Source organism: Streptomyces sp. NPDC006691, assembly GCF_042869955.1.
GTDB lineage: Bacteria > Actinomycetota > Actinomycetes > Streptomycetales > Streptomycetaceae > Streptomyces.
Genome location: NZ_JBIAGW010000004.1, coordinates 567,649 through 583,692, shown reverse-complemented (window position 1 = coordinate 583,692; position 16,044 = coordinate 567,649). Strand labels below are relative to the sequence as shown.

Here is a 16,044-nt window from a genome sequence, read left to right as displayed (position 1 = left end):
GGGCGTTCGCCGAGCTGCCTCGGAATCGATCCGTCCGAGTTCCGGCCGGGCTATCGTGCGGCGGGAACCGTCCCGGGAGGTCTCCGGCGCGGAGACCAGCGGTCGTGTGGACATCGCCGGGCAGGCCGACCGCAAGACGTGGCTGTCGATCGAGGGGAAGTTCGGTGCGCCCCTGACACCCCGTCAACCAGTTGCATACATCAGGGAACTGGAGAAGGGCGGCTCCCTCCTGTTCGTGTGTCCCGCCCCGCGCATCCCCCGCCTCCGTGACGAACTGGCCGCCAGGACGACGGAGGCCGGGCAGTCCGCCCCGGGCCAGGTGTGGCGGTCGGGTCCGGCCGGGGTCGAGTGGCTCGCGCTCGCCGAGGACCGCCGGATGGGTGTCACGTCCTGGCCGAGCCTGCTCGCCGAACTCGGCAACGCCCTACCCGAAACCGACCGGCCGATGACGTCGGACCTGCACCAACTGGAGGGAATCGTGGCGAAGTTCGAGGACGATCTGCTGGGCTGGACACCGGAGGAGCTGACCTCGGGCGGCCTGGGAGCCACGTTCGCCAAGGCACTGCACAGCACGCGGGTGCTGTGCCGGATCGTCGCCGAGGAACTGGGCACCGCGCACGCCCCGCAATGGCACACGCCCAGCAGGAGCGCGGTGCTGCCGTCCTCGGGACTCTGGGACTGGTACGGCCAGCGATTCGGCACGGCGTGGTCGGGACTCGCCGTCTGCCTGGAGCCCACCACCTACTGGGGCCTTGAGGGCTGCCGGTCACCTCTGCGTCTGGGCTTCAACGTCGCTGCGGCACGGCTCCCGCTGGACCGCCTGTACCAGGTCTACCGGGACATGCACGCCCTGTCCGACCGCCGCTTCCACGACCTGTCCGGTCCGCGGACCGCCGCGGCCGGCCCCGCGCCCCGGAGCGACGGGTGGTGGCTCCTCCCCTTCCCTGTTCGCCCCGGGCTCGCCGGCCAGGAAGCGGCCGACGAGATGAGAGCGACCGCGCGGACACTCGTCGCGCCGCTTCTCCAGGCGCTGCACCTGCCGCCGTCGGCAGGAACGGCGGGAGCCACGGCTCCGTCCATGCCGGGTGACCTTCCCGGCGGGTCCGGCTCAGGTCCTCGGTCGTGACGTCGCCGACGGGATCAACTTCCCTCCGCCTCGAAGGAGCGGAGCAGATCGGCGGCGGCGCTCAGGGCGATGACCGCTGGTTCCTTGCCCGTGATGCAGCTCAGCCCGATCGGTGTCTTGATCCGGTCGATGGTGGCCTCGTCATGACCGCCCTCGGCGGCGAGGCGGCTACGGAACCGCACCCACTTGGCCGCCGAGCCGATCAACCCGATGGAGCCTAGGTGGGAGGTGCGCAGCGCGGCATCGCACAGCGCGGCGTCCTCGGCGTGGTCGTGCGTCATGATCAGGACGTGGGTGCCCCGCGGCAGCTCCTCCAGCACCTCCTCCGGCAGCAGCGGTGTGTGATGCACATGCACCTGCGCCACGGCGTCCGCCAGCACCCCGAGCCGCTTGTCGCTGAGGGTGTCGGCTCGGCTGTCGACGAGGTGCAGGTCGAGGTCCTGCCGGGCCAGAATGCGCGCCAGTTCGAGACCGACGTGGCCGACGCCGAAGATCGCCACCGCATGCACCACCGGGAGCGGTTCGAGCAGCACCGAGACCGTACCGCCGCAGCACTGCACGCCGTGCTGGTTGGTCACCTTGTCGTTCAGGGCGAAGTCGATCAGCTCCGGCTCCGGCTTGCCCGCCTCGATCATCTCCCGTGCCCGGTCGATCGCGACGGCCTCTACGTTGCCTCCGCCGATCGAGCCCCAGGTCCGGTCGCGTCCCACGACGAGTTTCGCGCCGGCGTCCCGCGGGGCGTGGCCGCGCACGGTCGCGACGGTCACCAGCACACCGGACTCCCGGCGTGTCCGCAACCGCGCGACCGCGGCGATCCACGTCAAGTCAGGCACCGCTGAGCGCTTCCGTGCCGACGCACGTCACGCTGTCCGCCGTCGACCCGTCGGGTTCGTCGCGGTGCCCGTGGGCTCCGCCCCGGCGGGCCGACTGGATCGCCCAGAACACCGCTTCCGGGGTCGCGGGCGAGGCCAGCTCGACGCTGGTCGCACCCGGTCCGAACGCGGCGGCGGCCTGCCGCAGCGCCTCGCGCACCGAGAAAGCCAGCATGAGGGGAGGCTCGCCCACGGCCTTGGATCCGTAGACCGCGCCGTCCTCGGTGGCGTTCTCCAGCAGCGTGACGTTGAACTCCTCCGGCATCTCCGAGAAGCTCGGCAGCTTGTACGTACTGGCCGCCTGGGTGAGGAGCCGACCGCGCTGCGGCCCGTCGTCGGTGCTCCAGCGCAGATCCTCCAGCGTCAGCCAGCCGGCGCCCTGGACGAAGCCGCCCTCGACCTGGCCGATGTCGATCATCGGGGACAGGCTGTCGCCGACGTCGTGCACGATGTCCACGCGCCGGATGCGGTACGCGCCGGTGAAGCCGTCGACCTCCACCTCGGTCGCGGCTGCGCCATGCGCGAAGTACTTGAACGGCGCGCCGCGGAACGCCTTCGCGTCCCAGTGCAGCCCCTCCGTCCGGTAGTAGCCGGCCGCCGACAGCTGGACGCGCTGGAAATACGCGGTGCGCACCAGGTCGTCCCAGGGCAGTTCCCGCTCGGTGCCCAGGGCACGGGCGACGCCCTCGGTGATGCGTACGTCGCGGGCGTTCACTCCCAACTGGGTGGCAGCGACCTGCACCAGGCGGTCGCGCAGTTGCTCGCAGGCGTTCTTGACCGCACCTCCGTTCAGGTCCGCGCCCGAACTGGCTGCGGTGGCCGAGGTGTTGGGCACCTTGTCGGTCCGCGTCGGGGCGAGACGCACCTTGTGCAGCGGGATGCCCAGGGCGGTCGCGGCCACCTGCATCATCTTGGTGTGGAGGCCCTGGCCCATCTCGGTGCCGCCGTGGTTGATCAGGACGGAGCCGTCCTTGTAGATCAGCACCAGGGCACCGCCCTGGTTGAAGGCGGTGAGGTTGAACGAGATGCCGAACTTGATGCCGGTGATCGCCAGGGCCCGCTTGGTGTGCGGATGGGCCGCGTTGAAGGCGGCGATCTCCCGGTCGCGGTCGGCGACCGCGGCGTTCCGCTTGACCTGCTGCCAGACGGTGGAGATCCGCTCGGGCTGGGTGACCGGCTGCCCGTACGGCGTGTACTGGCCCTGCTGGTAGAAGTTGCGCTCCCGCAACTCCCGCGCTTCCAGGCCGAGTTGGGGTGCGCATCGGCCCAGGATGTCCTCGATGACCAGCATGCCCTGGGGGCCGCCGAAGCCCCGGAAGGCGGTGTTGGAGACTTTGTTGGTCTTGGCGATGCGGCCGGCGATGCGGGCGTTGGGGATCCAGTACGTGTTGTCGATGTGGCACAGCGCCCGGGCAAGCACCGGCTCGGACAGGTCCAGGCTCCAGCCGCCGTCGGCGGTGAGCGTGGCGTCCAGGGCCTGGATGTGGCCCTCCGCGTCGAAGCCGATCTTCCACGTGGCGTGGAAGCCGTGCCGCTTGCCGGACATCGTCAGGTCCTGCGTACGGTTGAGCCGCAGCCGGACCGGCCGGCCGGTCAGCCGGGCACCGAGCGCGGCGACGGCCGCGAAGCCGTGGGGCTGCATCTCCTTGCCGCCGAAGCCACCGCCCATGCGCAGACACTGCACGGTCACCTCGTGGCTGTGCAGCCCGAGCACGTGCGCGACGATCTCCTGCGTCTCCGAAGGGTGCTGGCTGCTGCTCTGGACGAAGACCTGTCCGGACTCGTCGATGTGAGCGAGCGCGCAGTGCGTCTCCAGGTAGAAGTGCTCCTGGTCGGAGAACTGGAAGGTGCCGGTGAACACGTGCGCGGAGTCGGCGAAGCCGGCCTCGATGTCGCCGGACAGCATGACGGGCCGGGCGCCGTGGAAGCTCTCGGCCGTCATCGCGTCCTGAAGGGTGATCAGGGAGGGCAGTTCCTCAAGGTCCACCTCGACCGCCGCCGCCCCGAGCCGGGCCGCCTCCAAGGTCTCGCCCAGCACCCAGGCGACCGCGTGGCCGTGGAACATGACCTCGTCGGGAAACAGCGGCTCGTCGTGCTTCATCCCCGCGTCGTTGACGCCGGGTACGTCGGCACCGGTCAGGACGCGGACCACGCCGGGCACCTCCAGCGCCGCCGCGGTGCGGATCGCGGTGATGCGGCCGTGGGCCTTCATCACCTGGACCGGATGGGCGTGCAGGACGTCCTTGGTGCGGAACACCAGGTCGTCGGTGTAGAGGGCGGTCCCCGTGACGTGCAGAACGGCACTCTCGTGCGGCAGCGGAACGCCGACGACGGGCTTTTCGGGACGCTCGGACAGTTGACTCATGACGGCACCGCCTCGGTGTTCTGCGCGTACAGCTTGAGCAGGCTCTGGCCGAGCATCGCGGAGCGGTACTCGGCGCTGGCGCGATGGTCGCCCATCGGCGTGCCGGCGGACCGCAGCACCTGGGCCGCGGCCTCGACGGTCCGCGCCGACCACGGCCGGCCCTCCAGGGCCGCCTCGGTCTCCAGGGCACGGACGGGGGTGGCGGCCACACCGCCCAGGCCGATCCGGGCCTTGCGCACGACACCGTCCGCGATGTCGAGCGCGAAGGCGACCGCCACGCTGGAGATGTCGTCGAACCGCCGCTTGGCGATCTTGTGGAAGGCCACGACCGGTGACAGCGGGCGCGGAATGCGGACCGCGCGGATCAGTTCACCGGGCAGGCGCACGCTCTGCCGGTATCCGGTGAAGTACTCGGCCAGCGGGACCGAACGCTCGCCGTCCTCGTCGGCGAGCACCACTGACGCCTCCAGCGCCAGCAGTACGGGCGGGCTGTCACCGATGGGGGACCCGGTGCCGAGATTGCCGCCGATGGTCGCGCTGTTACGGATGAGACGGGAGGCGAACTGCGGGAACAGCTCCGCCAGGAGCGGGACGTCGCCGTCCAGGCGGCGCTCGATCTCCGTGAGCGTGAGGCCCGCGCCGATCTCGATGGCGTCGGACCCGACGCGCAGCTCCCGCAGTTCGGTCAGCCGGTCGACGGCGACCACGCAACTCGCTCTGCGCGAACGGATGTTGACCTCGACGCCCCAGTCCGTGGACCCGGCGACCACCACCGCATCGGGGCGCTCCCGGAGCACCCGCAGCGTCTCGGCCAGGGTTTCCTTGCGCAGGAACGCACCGTCGCCCTGGAGGTATGCGGTGGCGACCGGCGCCGGCGGCGCCTGTTCGCGGCGCCGCGCGAACGGATCCTCATCATCCGGTACCCCGACGGCGAACGCCGCGTCCCGAATCGGGCGGTAGCCGGTGCAGCGGCACAGGTTTCCGCTCAGGGCGTGCAGGTCGAAGCCGTTGGGGCCGTGCTCGGCGTCCGCTGGGACCGTGCCGGCGGCGGAGTCGGGGGCGGAACGCGCACAGCGGTCGGGACGGTAGTACTCGGCGGCCATGCTGCAGACGAACCCCGGTGTGCAGTAACCGCATTGTGAGCCGCCGCGGACCGCCATCTCCTCCTGCACCGGGTGCAGGGTGGGAGCCCTGCCCGGCCCGCCGTCGGTCGCCAGCCCCTCGGAGGTGACGACCTCCTGTCCGTCGAGCGCCGCGACCGGGACCAGGCAGGCGTTGACCGCGACCCAGTCGGTGGGCCTGTTCACCCCGGGCCGGGCGACCAGCACCGAGCAGGCACCGCATTCGCCTTCGGCACAACCCTCCTTGGTGCCGGTGAGTCCGCGCTCGCGCAGGAAGTCGAGGGCCGTGGTGTGGGCCGGAGCCGGCGCGATCGGCATGGTGTCACCGTTGACGGTCAACTGCGGTGCCACCACGGCCGGTTCGCCCTTCGGTACGTGTTCGGTCCGATTCGTCATGTGGGCCAATGTGAGGCAGCTTTCTGTGGGCGGTCACGCCGGGTCGAGGCGGGCGCGCGAAACGGCACCCTGGAAGGGCGTACCGGAAAGTGAAAGGTGAAGGGGAGAAACCAGATGCGTGTCCCGCGGGACACGCCGGAGGGGCGAGCTCAGCAGCCGTGGGCGATGCGGCCGGGAGCCCAGGCCGCGTGCTGGGCGAGGCGACCGAGATCGGAGTTGGTGTGCATCCGCGGGTCGCCTCCTTTTGTGGTTCTGGCCGATAGTCACCGCAAGGTAGTTGCTGTGCCCACGCAGGTCAAGAGCCCGGAGCTCCGGCACCGGGCGTTCCGATCGGTTTTCGGACCGGGGCGGCACCGCACGGCCCGGCCGACCGCGGGACTTCCCGTCCGGTACCGCCTCGTCCCTCATCCCGGTGAAACCACTGCGTGCCGGGGGTCGGATGCCGCGAGCTGGTCCTCAACTCCGCTGGGCGAACGGTCCCCGCCCTGTACCGAAGCGAAGCGCGATCACGTCGGCGCCCGTCCGCACCTCCTGGGTCACGAACCTCCCGTCCCGGGAGACGAGGACGGTGGTGCGGGCTCGGACGACGCGGGCGACTCCTCCGTGGCCGAGGCGGGTGGCTGCGTGACGGTCGAGGAGGAGGGCGACCTCGTGAGAGGTGAGGAGGCGGGCTTCGAAGCGGGTGCGGAGGGAGGCTTCGATGCGGGCGAGGAAGGGGCCTTGGTGGCGGGTGAGGAAGGGGGCTTGGTGGCCGGTGAGGAGGGCGGGGCGGAGTGTGACACCGACGCGGGCGGGCACGGTCCCGCCGAGGACGTGCCGACGGCGAGCGAATCACACGGCGACGGACTGTCCGTCGAGGACGACTGGTCGGCGGACGGCGAGTCGGACGGGCGCGAAGAAGGGGCGACCACCGGCGGCTTCGTCTTCGTGTCGCCGGTGCCCGTGTCGCCCTTGTGCCGTTCGAACCAGGCGCCGCTGTGCGGGTCGTACACGACGAACTTGTTCACCACCTGCGCGGCGGGCGCCACGGCCACGACGTTCGACGGCCGGTACGCGGGCCACGCCTCTCCCGTTCGCTTCGGTGTGCCCTTCTGGGCGACGGGCGGCAGCAGCGGGTTGCCGCAGGCACAGCGCACGCGTGGCACGCCGCGGTCGTCGACGAGTACCGCGGTTCCGGCCTGGAGCACGGCCTGGTAGCTGGTGGGGGCGCCGTCGCGGTAGCCGTGGTTGGTCACGCGGGTGTCGAACCGCAGCTGCACAGGCGTGAGCGCGCGCAGATAGCCGGGGACGCCGGACGGTTCGATGCCGAGGACGGAAGCGAACGCCTTGTCCTTGGCCGGGTCCTTCTGGAGAGCGCCGACCTGTTGCTGCACATCGCAGCTGCTGACGTTCCGCGTGCCGCCGTAGAGGCCGGGTGCGGCGCCGTCGACACCGCGCGTCACATTGGCCGAAGCGGACGCACTCGGCAGCGCGCTCGGGGAAGACGACGCGGAGTCGAGGCGGGCCGTCGACGGGGTGAAGGGATCGGGCCCCGACTTTCCCGCGGGCTGGAGGAAGACCTCGCCACCGGCCTCCGATGAGCCGTTGGGGCGAGTGAGGACGACGGCCAGCACCACCGCCGCCACCACGACGGCTGCGATCGCCGCGACGCGGGGCGCGGACTTCCACCACGGGCGGGACTGTCCGGGGCTCGCCCCGGAGCCCCCGCCCGGCTCCGCAGGTTCGTCGCCGCGCCCCCCTCCACCGGCCGGGCCGCTCGGCGGGCCGCTGCTCGGCGGCCCCGACGGCCGCTCGGCCCCCGGAGGCGGAGCCGAGCCGGCACGGGTCGCGCCCGCCTCGGTGTCGCCAGCCCCGGCGGGGCTCGGCTGCGAGGGGCCCGAGAGCGGGCCCGAAGGCGGTCCTGAGGGGCGTCCTGATGACGGCGGCTCGATGCTCACGGACACTTCTTCCCTGCGGAGGGGATCTGGCGTGGGACACCATCTGCGGCGTACGTTTTCTTCCCTTACGCGCCTATTGTGTGCCTCGGCTTCCGTGGGGCCGCAAGCTGACGCGGTCGGCCCCACCAACGGGCAGGCCGGGCCGACGCTGCTTAGCGTGACACCGTGAGCGACCAGACACCTCCTCGGCGGACAGCGGCCCCACGCCTGGACCAGGGCCGACGAGCCCCCCACGGCTGGCCCCAGGCTCTGATGGCCGTGCTGGTCTCCTTCCTTGCCATGGCCTTGGTCGCCGGGCTCGGCCTGTGGGCCGCAGGCGCCGCCGACCTGCCCGGCGGGGCGTTCCCGAGTGTCGTGGCGGCCGTCGTCGTGCTCGCGGTCGGCGGTTCCGTGGGCCTCTCCGGTGACGCCGGGATGATCGCCGAGTCGCATGCCGGGCTTTCGGTTCTCCCGCTCTCCGTCAGCCTCGCCGGGGCTCTGGCGATCGGCGCCGGATTCCTGCGGCCGCTGCGGCACCGGGCCGTCGCCGACGTGAAGGAACTCGCCGGCTGGGCGGCCCGGGTCGCTGTGCTCTGGCTCCTGCTCCTCACCGGCCTCGGCCTGCTGGCTCGGCACCGCTTCACGATCGCGCTCGGAAACGGCCCCGCGGGCGACATCGGCGGTCTCACGGATTCCTCGCCCCAGGTCGGGTTCGAGACCGACGTGCCGTTGACCCTGGTCTTCGGGCTGCTGTGGCTCGCGGGCGTCCTCGCCGTGGTGCTGCTCGTCTCGCGCGGGGCGCCGCTCCCCGGGCGCCTGCTGCGCTTCCAGGAGTCGGTACGCCCCGCGGCCTTCGCCATGGTGGTTCTGCTGCTGTCCTACGTCGCCGTGGGCTTCGTCGTCGGCCTCGTCGTGGCGGTGACGCGCGGACATGCCGCCGAGACCCTCGCGGTACTGCTGCTCGGGCTGCCCAACCTCGTCTGGCTCGCCTTGACCGTCGGCATCGGCGCGTCCTGGGAGGGCCGGGTGGACGGGCCGTTCGGGCTGCCCATGCCGCAGGTCCTCGGCGCTGTGCTGCGCACACCGGACGACACCAGGCTCAGCCTGAACACGCTCGCCGATCACGATGGCCGGGTGTGGTGGCTCCTCGTCGTGGCGGCGGTCCTGGTGCTGGGCTCCGCGTTCGTGATGGCGGCCCGCTCCCCGGGGCGGATGCGGGCCTGGCAGCACGCCGTGCACATGGCCGTGGCACTGACGCTCACGGTGCTCGCCGTCTGCCTCCTCGCCGGCGTGTCCGCCCACTACGGCCTCTCGCTCCTCGGCATCGGGGATCTCGGCGGCGGTCTGTCCGGCCTGGTGGAGTTGCGGCCCCAGCTGTGGCGGGCCCTGGTCCTGGCCGTGGCCTGGGGCCTGGTATCGGGGTTCCTCGGCGGCCTGCTCGCGCGGCGGATCCACCGGCGGGGCGAAGTGGAGGCGGGCCCCGCCTGAGCCGGGCGCGGTTCAGCCGGCCAGGTCCCGGAAGACCGGCCGAGCCCAAGGGGGCGGCTCGGGAGGCGCGCCGGGACCGGCCGGCACTCCCACGACAGGGCGGTCCACCCGCGTCGGAGGGTGGCCCGTCGTGGTGCCTCCCGCAGCCGCGGCCCGCAGCGCGGCGGTGAAGGCGAGGCAGGAGCCGTACCGGTCCTCCGGGCTCTTGGCCAGCGCCCGTGCGAGGACATCGTCGAGGGCGGCGGCACCGGGCCTCTTTTCCGTCAGGCGGGGCGGCTCGTCGTACTGGTGGGCCCACAGGAGGGCGATGTCGTCGTCGCGCTGGAACGGCGGCCCGCCCGCCATGGTTTCGTACACGACACAGGCGAGGCTGTACACATCACATCGGCCGTCCACCGGGCGGCCCGATATCTGCTCCGGGGCCACGTAGTCGAGGGTCCCGACGAACTGGCCCACGGTCGTGAACCCGGTCAGCGAGAGCGACTTCTTCGTGAGACCGAAGTCCGTGAGGTAGGCGTGCTCCGGGTGGTCGCTGTCCGTGCCCTTGGCCACGAGGATGTTGCCGGGCTTGACGTCGCGGTGGACCAGGCCGTGGTCGTGTGCCGCGTCGAGCGCGGATGCGACCTGGGTGGCGATGCGGAGGGCGGCTTCGACGGAGAGCGGGCCCGCGTGGTCGAGCAGGTGGCGCAGGTCCCGGCCGGGGACGTACCGCATGGCGATGTAGAGCACCCCTTCCGTCTCCCCCGCCTCGAAGACCGGCACGATGTGCGGGTGCTCGATCGCGGCGGCCACGCGTGACTCGTGGGTGAAGCGCTGTCGGAAGGTGTCGTTGCGTGCGAGCTCGGGGGCGAGCAGCTTGAGGGCGACGGTCCGGTCGAGGCGCAGGTCCTTGGCGCGGTAGACGACGGCCATGCCGCCCCTGCCGATCTCGGCCTCGACCCGGTAGCCCGCGATCTGCTTCCCGATCAGCTCGGAGGCTCGCCCGGAGTGCGGGCTCGTGCCGGGCTCCCCCGGTGCGGGTGCCATCAGCCGTCACTGGGCCGGAGCGGCGGAGCGGGATCGGCCGTCTCGGGCGGGAGGAGCGGAGCCGGCCGCCGCCCACCGCGCGGGGCGGGCCGTGCATCGCGCGGTCCGGGTGCCTCCTCCGGATCGGCCTCGACCGCGACCACCTGCGTCGGCTCTGGCCCCGCCCTGCCACCGGCGCTCGCGCCGGGCGCACCCGGGCCACGCCGGTCCGGCGCCTCCCCGACCGGAGCACGCGCCGTCCCCGACCCGGCTGCCGCCGCTTCGACCACCCGCGTCTCCCCCGGCCCCGCCCCACCCCCGCCACCCTCGGTCGTACCCGGCACAGCCGGGACAACGGCGGTGGGTTCCTCCTCGGGCGAAGGGACCCCCGGCTGGACCACCTGCACCGGGGAGCCATCGGGCGGTGATGGCGGCGGCTGTGAGTGCTGTTGCGCTTCCGGCCGCACCGTCCCCGTCCCGCCACCGACACCCACGTCCCTGGCCCCGACCCCCGCACCCCCGTCAGCGCCAGCGCCAGCACCAGCACCAGCACCAGCACCAGCACCAGCACCAGCGTCCACAACCGCCGTCCCACCGTCCCCGCCACCACGCCCCACGACGCTGGGCCCCGCCCCCGCCGCGTACGTACTGAGCCGCACACCGTCGCAATACACCCACCGCTCATGTTCGGTGTCGTACAGCCACACCGACTCGCCGTCCACGACCACCCCCACCCGCAGTCCGCGCGTGCGGCGGCGGAAGGACTCCCCGTCGGCCCTGCCGCCCGCCAGATCCTCCGCCGCGCGCCGATAGCCGGAGAGGGCATCCTCGGTCCTGGCCAGGAGCGGGCGCGGGTCGGCCGTCCGGGCCGGCGGACCGCTCGCGCCCGGCGGATCCTGCGGCACCGCGACCAGGAGCCGGCCGTCGACCCACGCCGACCAGCCGTTGGCGCAGACGATCCGGCCCCAGTCGCCGAGCCGGTCGACGAGTTGTACGGGCAGCAGCGCGTCCAGCGGCGCCGTCGGACGGTTCACGTCCGGTGCCTCCCAGGCGGGCAGCCCGACCTGCGGGACGACATGTGTGGGGCGGAAGTCCGCAGTGGTCATCGCCGACGCTCCTACTTCCGCATGACGGCGGGTTCATGGCGGCGCAACAGCCTCGCGACCACGCATCCGAAGACGACCGAGAGGGCGACCAGCATGCCCATATTGAGCAGCCAGACACTCGCGGAGTGCCCGAACAGCGGGTCGGTGGTCAGATCCCCCGGGACGATCCGGCCGAGGCCGATGGTCCCCGCCATGGCACCCAGTGCCCAGCGCGATGGCACGAGCCACGCGAGCTGCTCGACGCCGGGCACCCCGTGCAGTTTCAGGAGTGCGCCACAGAACACCACTTGGACGATGGCGAGGAGCACCAGGAGCGGCATCGTCACCTCCTCCTTGCGCACCAGTGCCGACACGAGGAGCCCCAGCATCATGGCGGTGAACGCCAGCAGGGCCACCGCCAGGGTGATCTCCACCAGCGGTGGCAGGAGCACGCCTTTCCCGCCGGGTGCGTTGAGGTCGACACCGAGCAGGGCGACCAGGGTCAGGACGACGGCCTGCGCCACGGTGATCGTTCCCAGTACGACGACCTTGGACATCAGATACGCCGATCTGGAGAGCCCCACTGCCCGTTCTCGCCGGTAGATGACACGCTCCTTGACCAGCTCCCGGACCGCGTTGGCGGCACCGGTCAGGACTCCGCCCACGCAGAGGATGAGCAGTGCGTTCATCGCCGTCTCCTGCGTCAGCCTGCTCCCGGCGAGGGCGCGCGCCATGGCGCCCATCACGAACGGCAGCGCGATCATGATGGCGAGGAACGTCCGGTCCGCACCCAGTGCGGCCGCGTATCGCCTGACCAGGGTGCGGAGTTGGGACCCCCAGCTCTGCGGCTTCGGCGGCGGCGCGAAGGATGCGGGCGCGGCCGCGCCGGTCCGCGCGAGGGGCGCGGGGAACGGCTGCGCGGAGGAGTTGGCGATGTACTGCTGGTGGAACGGCGATTCCCGGTAGTCGCGGGCCCAGTCCCGGTCCCGGTCGCCTTCGAAGGCTTCGAAGGCCTCCGGCCACTGCGTGAAGCCGAAGAACGGGAGCGCCTCCCCCGGCGGCCCGTAGTAGGCGATCCTGCCGCCCGCGGCGAGCACCAGGAGCCGGTCGCACCCATCGAGGCTGAGCACGCTGTGCGTGACGACGATGACCGTGCGGCCGTCGTCGGCGAGGCCGCGGAGCATGTGCATCACCGAGCGGTCCATGCCGGGGTCGAGTCCGGACGTCGGCTCGTCGAGGAAGAGCAGCGACGGTTTGGTCAGCAGTTCAAGTGCGACGCTCACGCGTTTGCGCTGACCGCCGGAGAGGCTGTGGATGGGCTGGTCAACACGTTGTTCCAGGCCGAGTTCGCGGATGACCTCGTCGACCCTGGCCCGGCGCTCCGCCCGCTCGGTGTCCTGCGGGAACCGGAGTTCGGCGGCGTATCCGAGGGCGCGCCGCACGGTCAGCTGGGCGTGCAGGATGTCGTCCTGCGGTACGAGACCGATGCGCTGACGGAGCTCCGCGTAGTCGCGGTAGAGGTCGCGGCCGTCGTAGAGGACGGTGCCGCCGTCCGCGGGGCGCAGCCCGGTGAGGGCGTTGAGCAGGGTCGACTTCCCCGCGCCGCTGGGCCCGACGACGGCCAGCAGACACTTCTCGCCCACGGGAAAGGAAACGTGGTCGAGGAGTGTCTTGCGGCCCCGGTCGACTGTGACCGTCAGGCCTTGGACGTCGAGGGACACCTCACCCGTGTCGACGTACTCCTGCAACTCGTCACCCACGAGGCAGTACGCACGGCGGCCGACGCCGACGATGTCCCCCGGGGCCACCGGGGCTCGGGTCACCGGCTGGCCGTTGAGGTAGGTGCCGTTGTGGCTGCCGAGGTCGACGATCTCGTACGTGCCGTCCGAGAGGACTCTCAGCTCGGCGTGCCGACGGGAGACGACCAGGTCGTCGATGACCACGTCGTTGTCGTCCGCGCGGCCGATAAGGACCGTGCGGTCGGGCAGGGGGCGCACCGTCGTCGGCTGCCGGAAGGTGCCCGTGGCCGAGGGCATGCTGACGGCCGAGGGGCGCTCGGCGGCGACCGGCTGGGGAGGAGCACGGCCCACCAGCACCGCACGGGGGCCGTCCGTGACATTGCCGAAGCGGATGACGCTGCCCGGCCCGATGTCCCACTCCTGGATGCGCCGTCCGTCGGCGTACGTGCCGTTGGTGCTGTGCTCGTCCTCGATCGTCCAGTGATCGAGCTCCGTGTGGAGGACGGCGTGATGCCACGAGACGCGGGCGTCCTCGAAGACGATGTCGCACAAGGGGTCGCGCCCCACGTGATACTCCCGGCTCGGACTCATCACCGTGGAGCCGTTGTCCGTCTCCAGGACGAGTTCGGGCGCAGTCGCCGCACTTGGCCGCCACGATCCCACAACCCGAATTCTACCCATTCACCCACTTTCCCGCCTGGGCCAGAGGCGGCCGCAGCCCCCCGCCCCGACGTGCCAGGCCTTTCGACCCGGCAGGTCCGTCTGCCACGGAAGGCGGTCGCGGGGGCGGCCCAGGAGCGGGGGGCGGGCCATGCGCGCGGGCGTCGTAGCCGGAGTCGAAGGCGACCAGGATGACGCGGTCGCCCGCGTGCCGGCGGCCCGTCTCCATCAGTTCGCCGTCTGCCCGTGCGAGGACGCAGTCGAACAGCTCCTCTCGGGAGCCTGACCGCACCCTCACGGCCCTTCGTGGTGATCACGTGTGTGCCCTGGGGCACAGCGCATGATCAAACGAGGGCCGCTTAATCGCCCGGCGAACATCCGGGTGTACGGTCCGAGCACCGAGGCGGGCCGCTCTGCCCCCACCGATCGATGGGCCGAGAAGGCCCGGGCACCGCCGCAGTCTGGCCCAGCGTCTCGGCAGCCGCGCTCAGTGCGTGCCGGGCACGACAACCCGTGCCCGGCACACGCTGGAAGTGAGCCCACCGCCCAACGGCTGGATGAGCATCAGAACATCAAGGGCCACGCTCGGAGCCTGTGCCTCAACGCCCGTACGCGGTCAGCTGGTTGGTGGCCGGAACCACCACGAGGCCGCCACCTGCGCCGAGTCCGGTCAACGGCTGGGACGCGTTGTGCTCGTCGGGCGCGTTGATGGGCGCACCGACGTCCGTGGACCAAACGGCCTGCCCCGTGGCGCCGTTGAGCGCCCACAGCCGGCCGGTCCGCGAGCCGACGTAGACGTAGCCGTTGACGACGATGGGTGCCGTCGTGATGTGCCCATCACCCTCGAACCTCCAGCGCGCGGCCAGGGTACGGCTGTGGCGCTCCTGGAGGATGCCGCCGTCGACGAAGTAGCCCTGGCGGCCGTCGAAGGCCGGAGCCGGTGTCCAGCCGCCGGCCTCGTAGGTCCCGCGGACCTTTCCGTCCGCGGCGTTGAGGACCGCGGGGGCCGCCCCGGCGTCGTCCCGCACCCACACGCCGCCATCGGCGAGAACCGGAGTCCGGCCACCGCCGCCGGAACAGCCGGTGTCGTGGTGCCATACCGGAGCACCCGACTTCGGGTCGAAAGCGTACGTCTGCTCACAGGCGTACGAGACGTAGACCCCGCCGGTCGACACGGCGGGCGAGCTGTTGTCGCCGTTGGCGACCCGCTGCGTCCAGGACACCGCACCGGTGGCGGCGTCCACCGCGTACAGAGTGCCGCCCGACCCGGAGCCACCGGTGTACACCGTGCCGCCGGAGTAGGTGGGCGGCGAGGTGAACGAGGACTGCCCGGGCAGCGTCACGCTCCAGATCTTCTTCCCCGTGGCCGGGTTGAACGCCGTCAGGACGCCGTCGGAATTCTGCGCGTACAGCCGGCCGTCACCGTAGGCGAGCGCCGACCACCAGTAGGTGCCGCCGAGGTCCACGGGGGCCCAGGCGTCCTCGCCGGTCGCCGCGTTCAGCGCGTACAGCCGGGTGCCGTATCCGTTGGGCGAGGCGGCGGTGGCGAACACGCGCCCGGCCGCCACGACCGGATACGAGACGCTCCCACCCAGATCGCGGGACCACTTCCGGTCGAGCGGCGGCGCGCCCACAGCGGAGTCGACCAGGGTGCCGTCATGCCTGGCATTGACTTGATAGGTGACCGAAGCCCCGGTCTGCGCCGTCTGTGCCCCGGCCGGGGTCACGAGCGCGGCGGCCGTCAGGGCCGCGCTGAGCAGCACGGTGACGGTTCTTCGCAGATTCACTGGAACATCCCCCATCGTCCGGCACCGCCGCAGCGATGCGCACAGGCCTCGTCGATCCGGCGCCTGTGATCCGAAGCACCATAGTCACCGAAAGCTCAGCCAAATGCCCCTGGATTTAGGCGAGTTACTTGTCCGAGCAAACAACGCCCCCGATGTCTCACATCCGGTCGGGCTGAACCGGCCCATGTCTCGTACCTCATCGGCCGGTTCGGTCACGGCGCCGACGCCACCTGCCCGTATGCCGGCATTGCCTGCCCGTATACGGTCGCCGGGCCCGGGCAGTGGAGCCACGTCTGTGCGGCGTCGCCAGGCCGTGAAACGGACTCGTGCGACCGGCTTGGTGCGGCACGGTCCGCCCGATCAAGGAGCTCTGCGTTTCGGGAGGCAATCATCAGCGGCACAGCGGGTGAACGCGATGCGGCCGGCACCGCCGGAGAACCCCTGCCAGGCCCGTGAAGTGCTCGCCATTGTCGGTGACAAGTGG

At 71.8% G+C, this 16,044-nt stretch carries 10 protein-coding genes; 2 read left to right on the top strand and 8 right to left on the bottom strand.

The features are described from left to right. The first annotated feature begins 106 nt into the window (after window positions 1-106). Window positions 107-1,126 carry a hypothetical protein gene (locus ACFYNP_RS12760; protein ID WP_388785114.1) on the top strand — a complete coding sequence of 340 codons (1,020 nt, stop codon included), beginning with the start codon at window positions 107-109 and terminating at the stop codon, window positions 1,124-1,126. Window positions 1,127-1,140: 14 nt separating this feature from the next. Here the strand turns inward: ACFYNP_RS12760 and xdhC are convergent, their stop codons facing one another. From xdhC to ACFYNP_RS12740, 4 genes are all read right to left on the bottom strand, one after another. Then, window positions 1,141-1,950, bottom strand: a complete 810-nt coding sequence (xdhC, locus tag ACFYNP_RS12755; protein WP_388419476.1) for a xanthine dehydrogenase accessory protein XdhC — start codon at window positions 1,948-1,950, stop codon at window positions 1,141-1,143. Between the two features lies 1 nt (window position 1,951). Next, window positions 1,952-4,363, bottom strand: a complete 2,412-nt coding sequence (xdhB, locus tag ACFYNP_RS12750; RefSeq protein WP_388785112.1) for a xanthine dehydrogenase molybdopterin binding subunit — start codon at window positions 4,361-4,363, stop codon at window positions 1,952-1,954. Then, on the bottom strand, window positions 4,360-5,880 hold the full coding sequence (locus ACFYNP_RS12745; RefSeq protein ID WP_388785110.1) for a xanthine dehydrogenase small subunit: 1,521 nt from the start codon (window positions 5,878-5,880) through the stop codon (window positions 4,360-4,362). The genes xdhB and ACFYNP_RS12745 overlap by 4 nt, the downstream gene beginning before the upstream one ends. 536 nt (window positions 5,881-6,416) lie before the next feature. Then, entirely contained in the window at window positions 6,417-7,817 is a 1,401-nt protein-coding gene (locus ACFYNP_RS12740) for a DUF6777 domain-containing protein (RefSeq protein WP_388785109.1), read from the bottom strand. 165 nt (window positions 7,818-7,982) lie between these two features. On the opposite strand from ACFYNP_RS12740, the gene ACFYNP_RS12735 reads away from it, so the two are divergent. Then, entirely contained in the window at window positions 7,983-9,284 is a 1,302-nt protein-coding gene (locus ACFYNP_RS12735) for a streptophobe family protein (protein ID WP_388419484.1), read from the top strand. Window positions 9,285-9,296: 12 nt separating this feature from the next. Here the strand turns inward: ACFYNP_RS12735 and ACFYNP_RS12730 are convergent, their stop codons facing one another. The 4 genes from ACFYNP_RS12730 to ACFYNP_RS12715 all read right to left on the bottom strand — a co-directional run bounded on the left by ACFYNP_RS12730 (window position 9,297) and on the right by ACFYNP_RS12715 (window position 15,560). After that, window positions 9,297-10,310 carry a serine/threonine-protein kinase gene (locus ACFYNP_RS12730; RefSeq protein ID WP_388419486.1) on the bottom strand — a complete coding sequence of 338 codons (1,014 nt, stop codon included), beginning with the start codon at window positions 10,308-10,310 and terminating at the stop codon, window positions 9,297-9,299. After that, a complete protein-coding gene (locus tag ACFYNP_RS12725) occupies window positions 10,310-11,395 on the bottom strand; it encodes a hypothetical protein (protein ID WP_388785107.1) in 1,086 nt (361 codons plus the stop codon). Before ACFYNP_RS12725 ends, ACFYNP_RS12730 begins: the two co-directional genes overlap by 1 nt. An 11-nt stretch (window positions 11,396-11,406) precedes the next feature. Next, window positions 11,407-13,776 (bottom strand): FHA domain-containing protein, encoded by a 2,370-nt coding sequence (locus tag ACFYNP_RS12720; protein WP_388785105.1) that lies wholly within the window; start codon window positions 13,774-13,776, stop codon window positions 11,407-11,409. Window positions 13,777-14,372: 596 nt separating this feature from the next. Then, a complete protein-coding gene (locus ACFYNP_RS12715) occupies window positions 14,373-15,560 on the bottom strand; it encodes a PQQ-binding-like beta-propeller repeat protein (protein WP_388785104.1) in 1,188 nt (395 codons plus the stop codon). Between the last annotated feature and the right edge of the window lie 484 nt (window positions 15,561-16,044).

Excerpts from the sequence above, each read along its gene's own strand:
- ACFYNP_RS12745 (WP_388785110.1), bottom strand. The coding sequence starts at position 5,880 with ATGACGAATCGGACCGAACACGTACCGAAGGGCGAACCGGCCGTGGTG.
- xdhB (WP_388785112.1), bottom strand. The coding sequence starts at position 4,363 with ATGAGTCAACTGTCCGAGCGTCCCGAAAAGCCCGTCGTCGGCGTTCCG.
- ACFYNP_RS12725 (WP_388785107.1), bottom strand. The coding sequence starts at position 11,395 with ATGACCACTGCGGACTTCCGCCCCACACATGTCGTCCCGCAGGTCGGG.
- ACFYNP_RS12730 (WP_388419486.1), bottom strand. The coding sequence starts at position 10,310 with ATGGCACCCGCACCGGGGGAGCCCGGCACGAGCCCGCACTCCGGGCGA.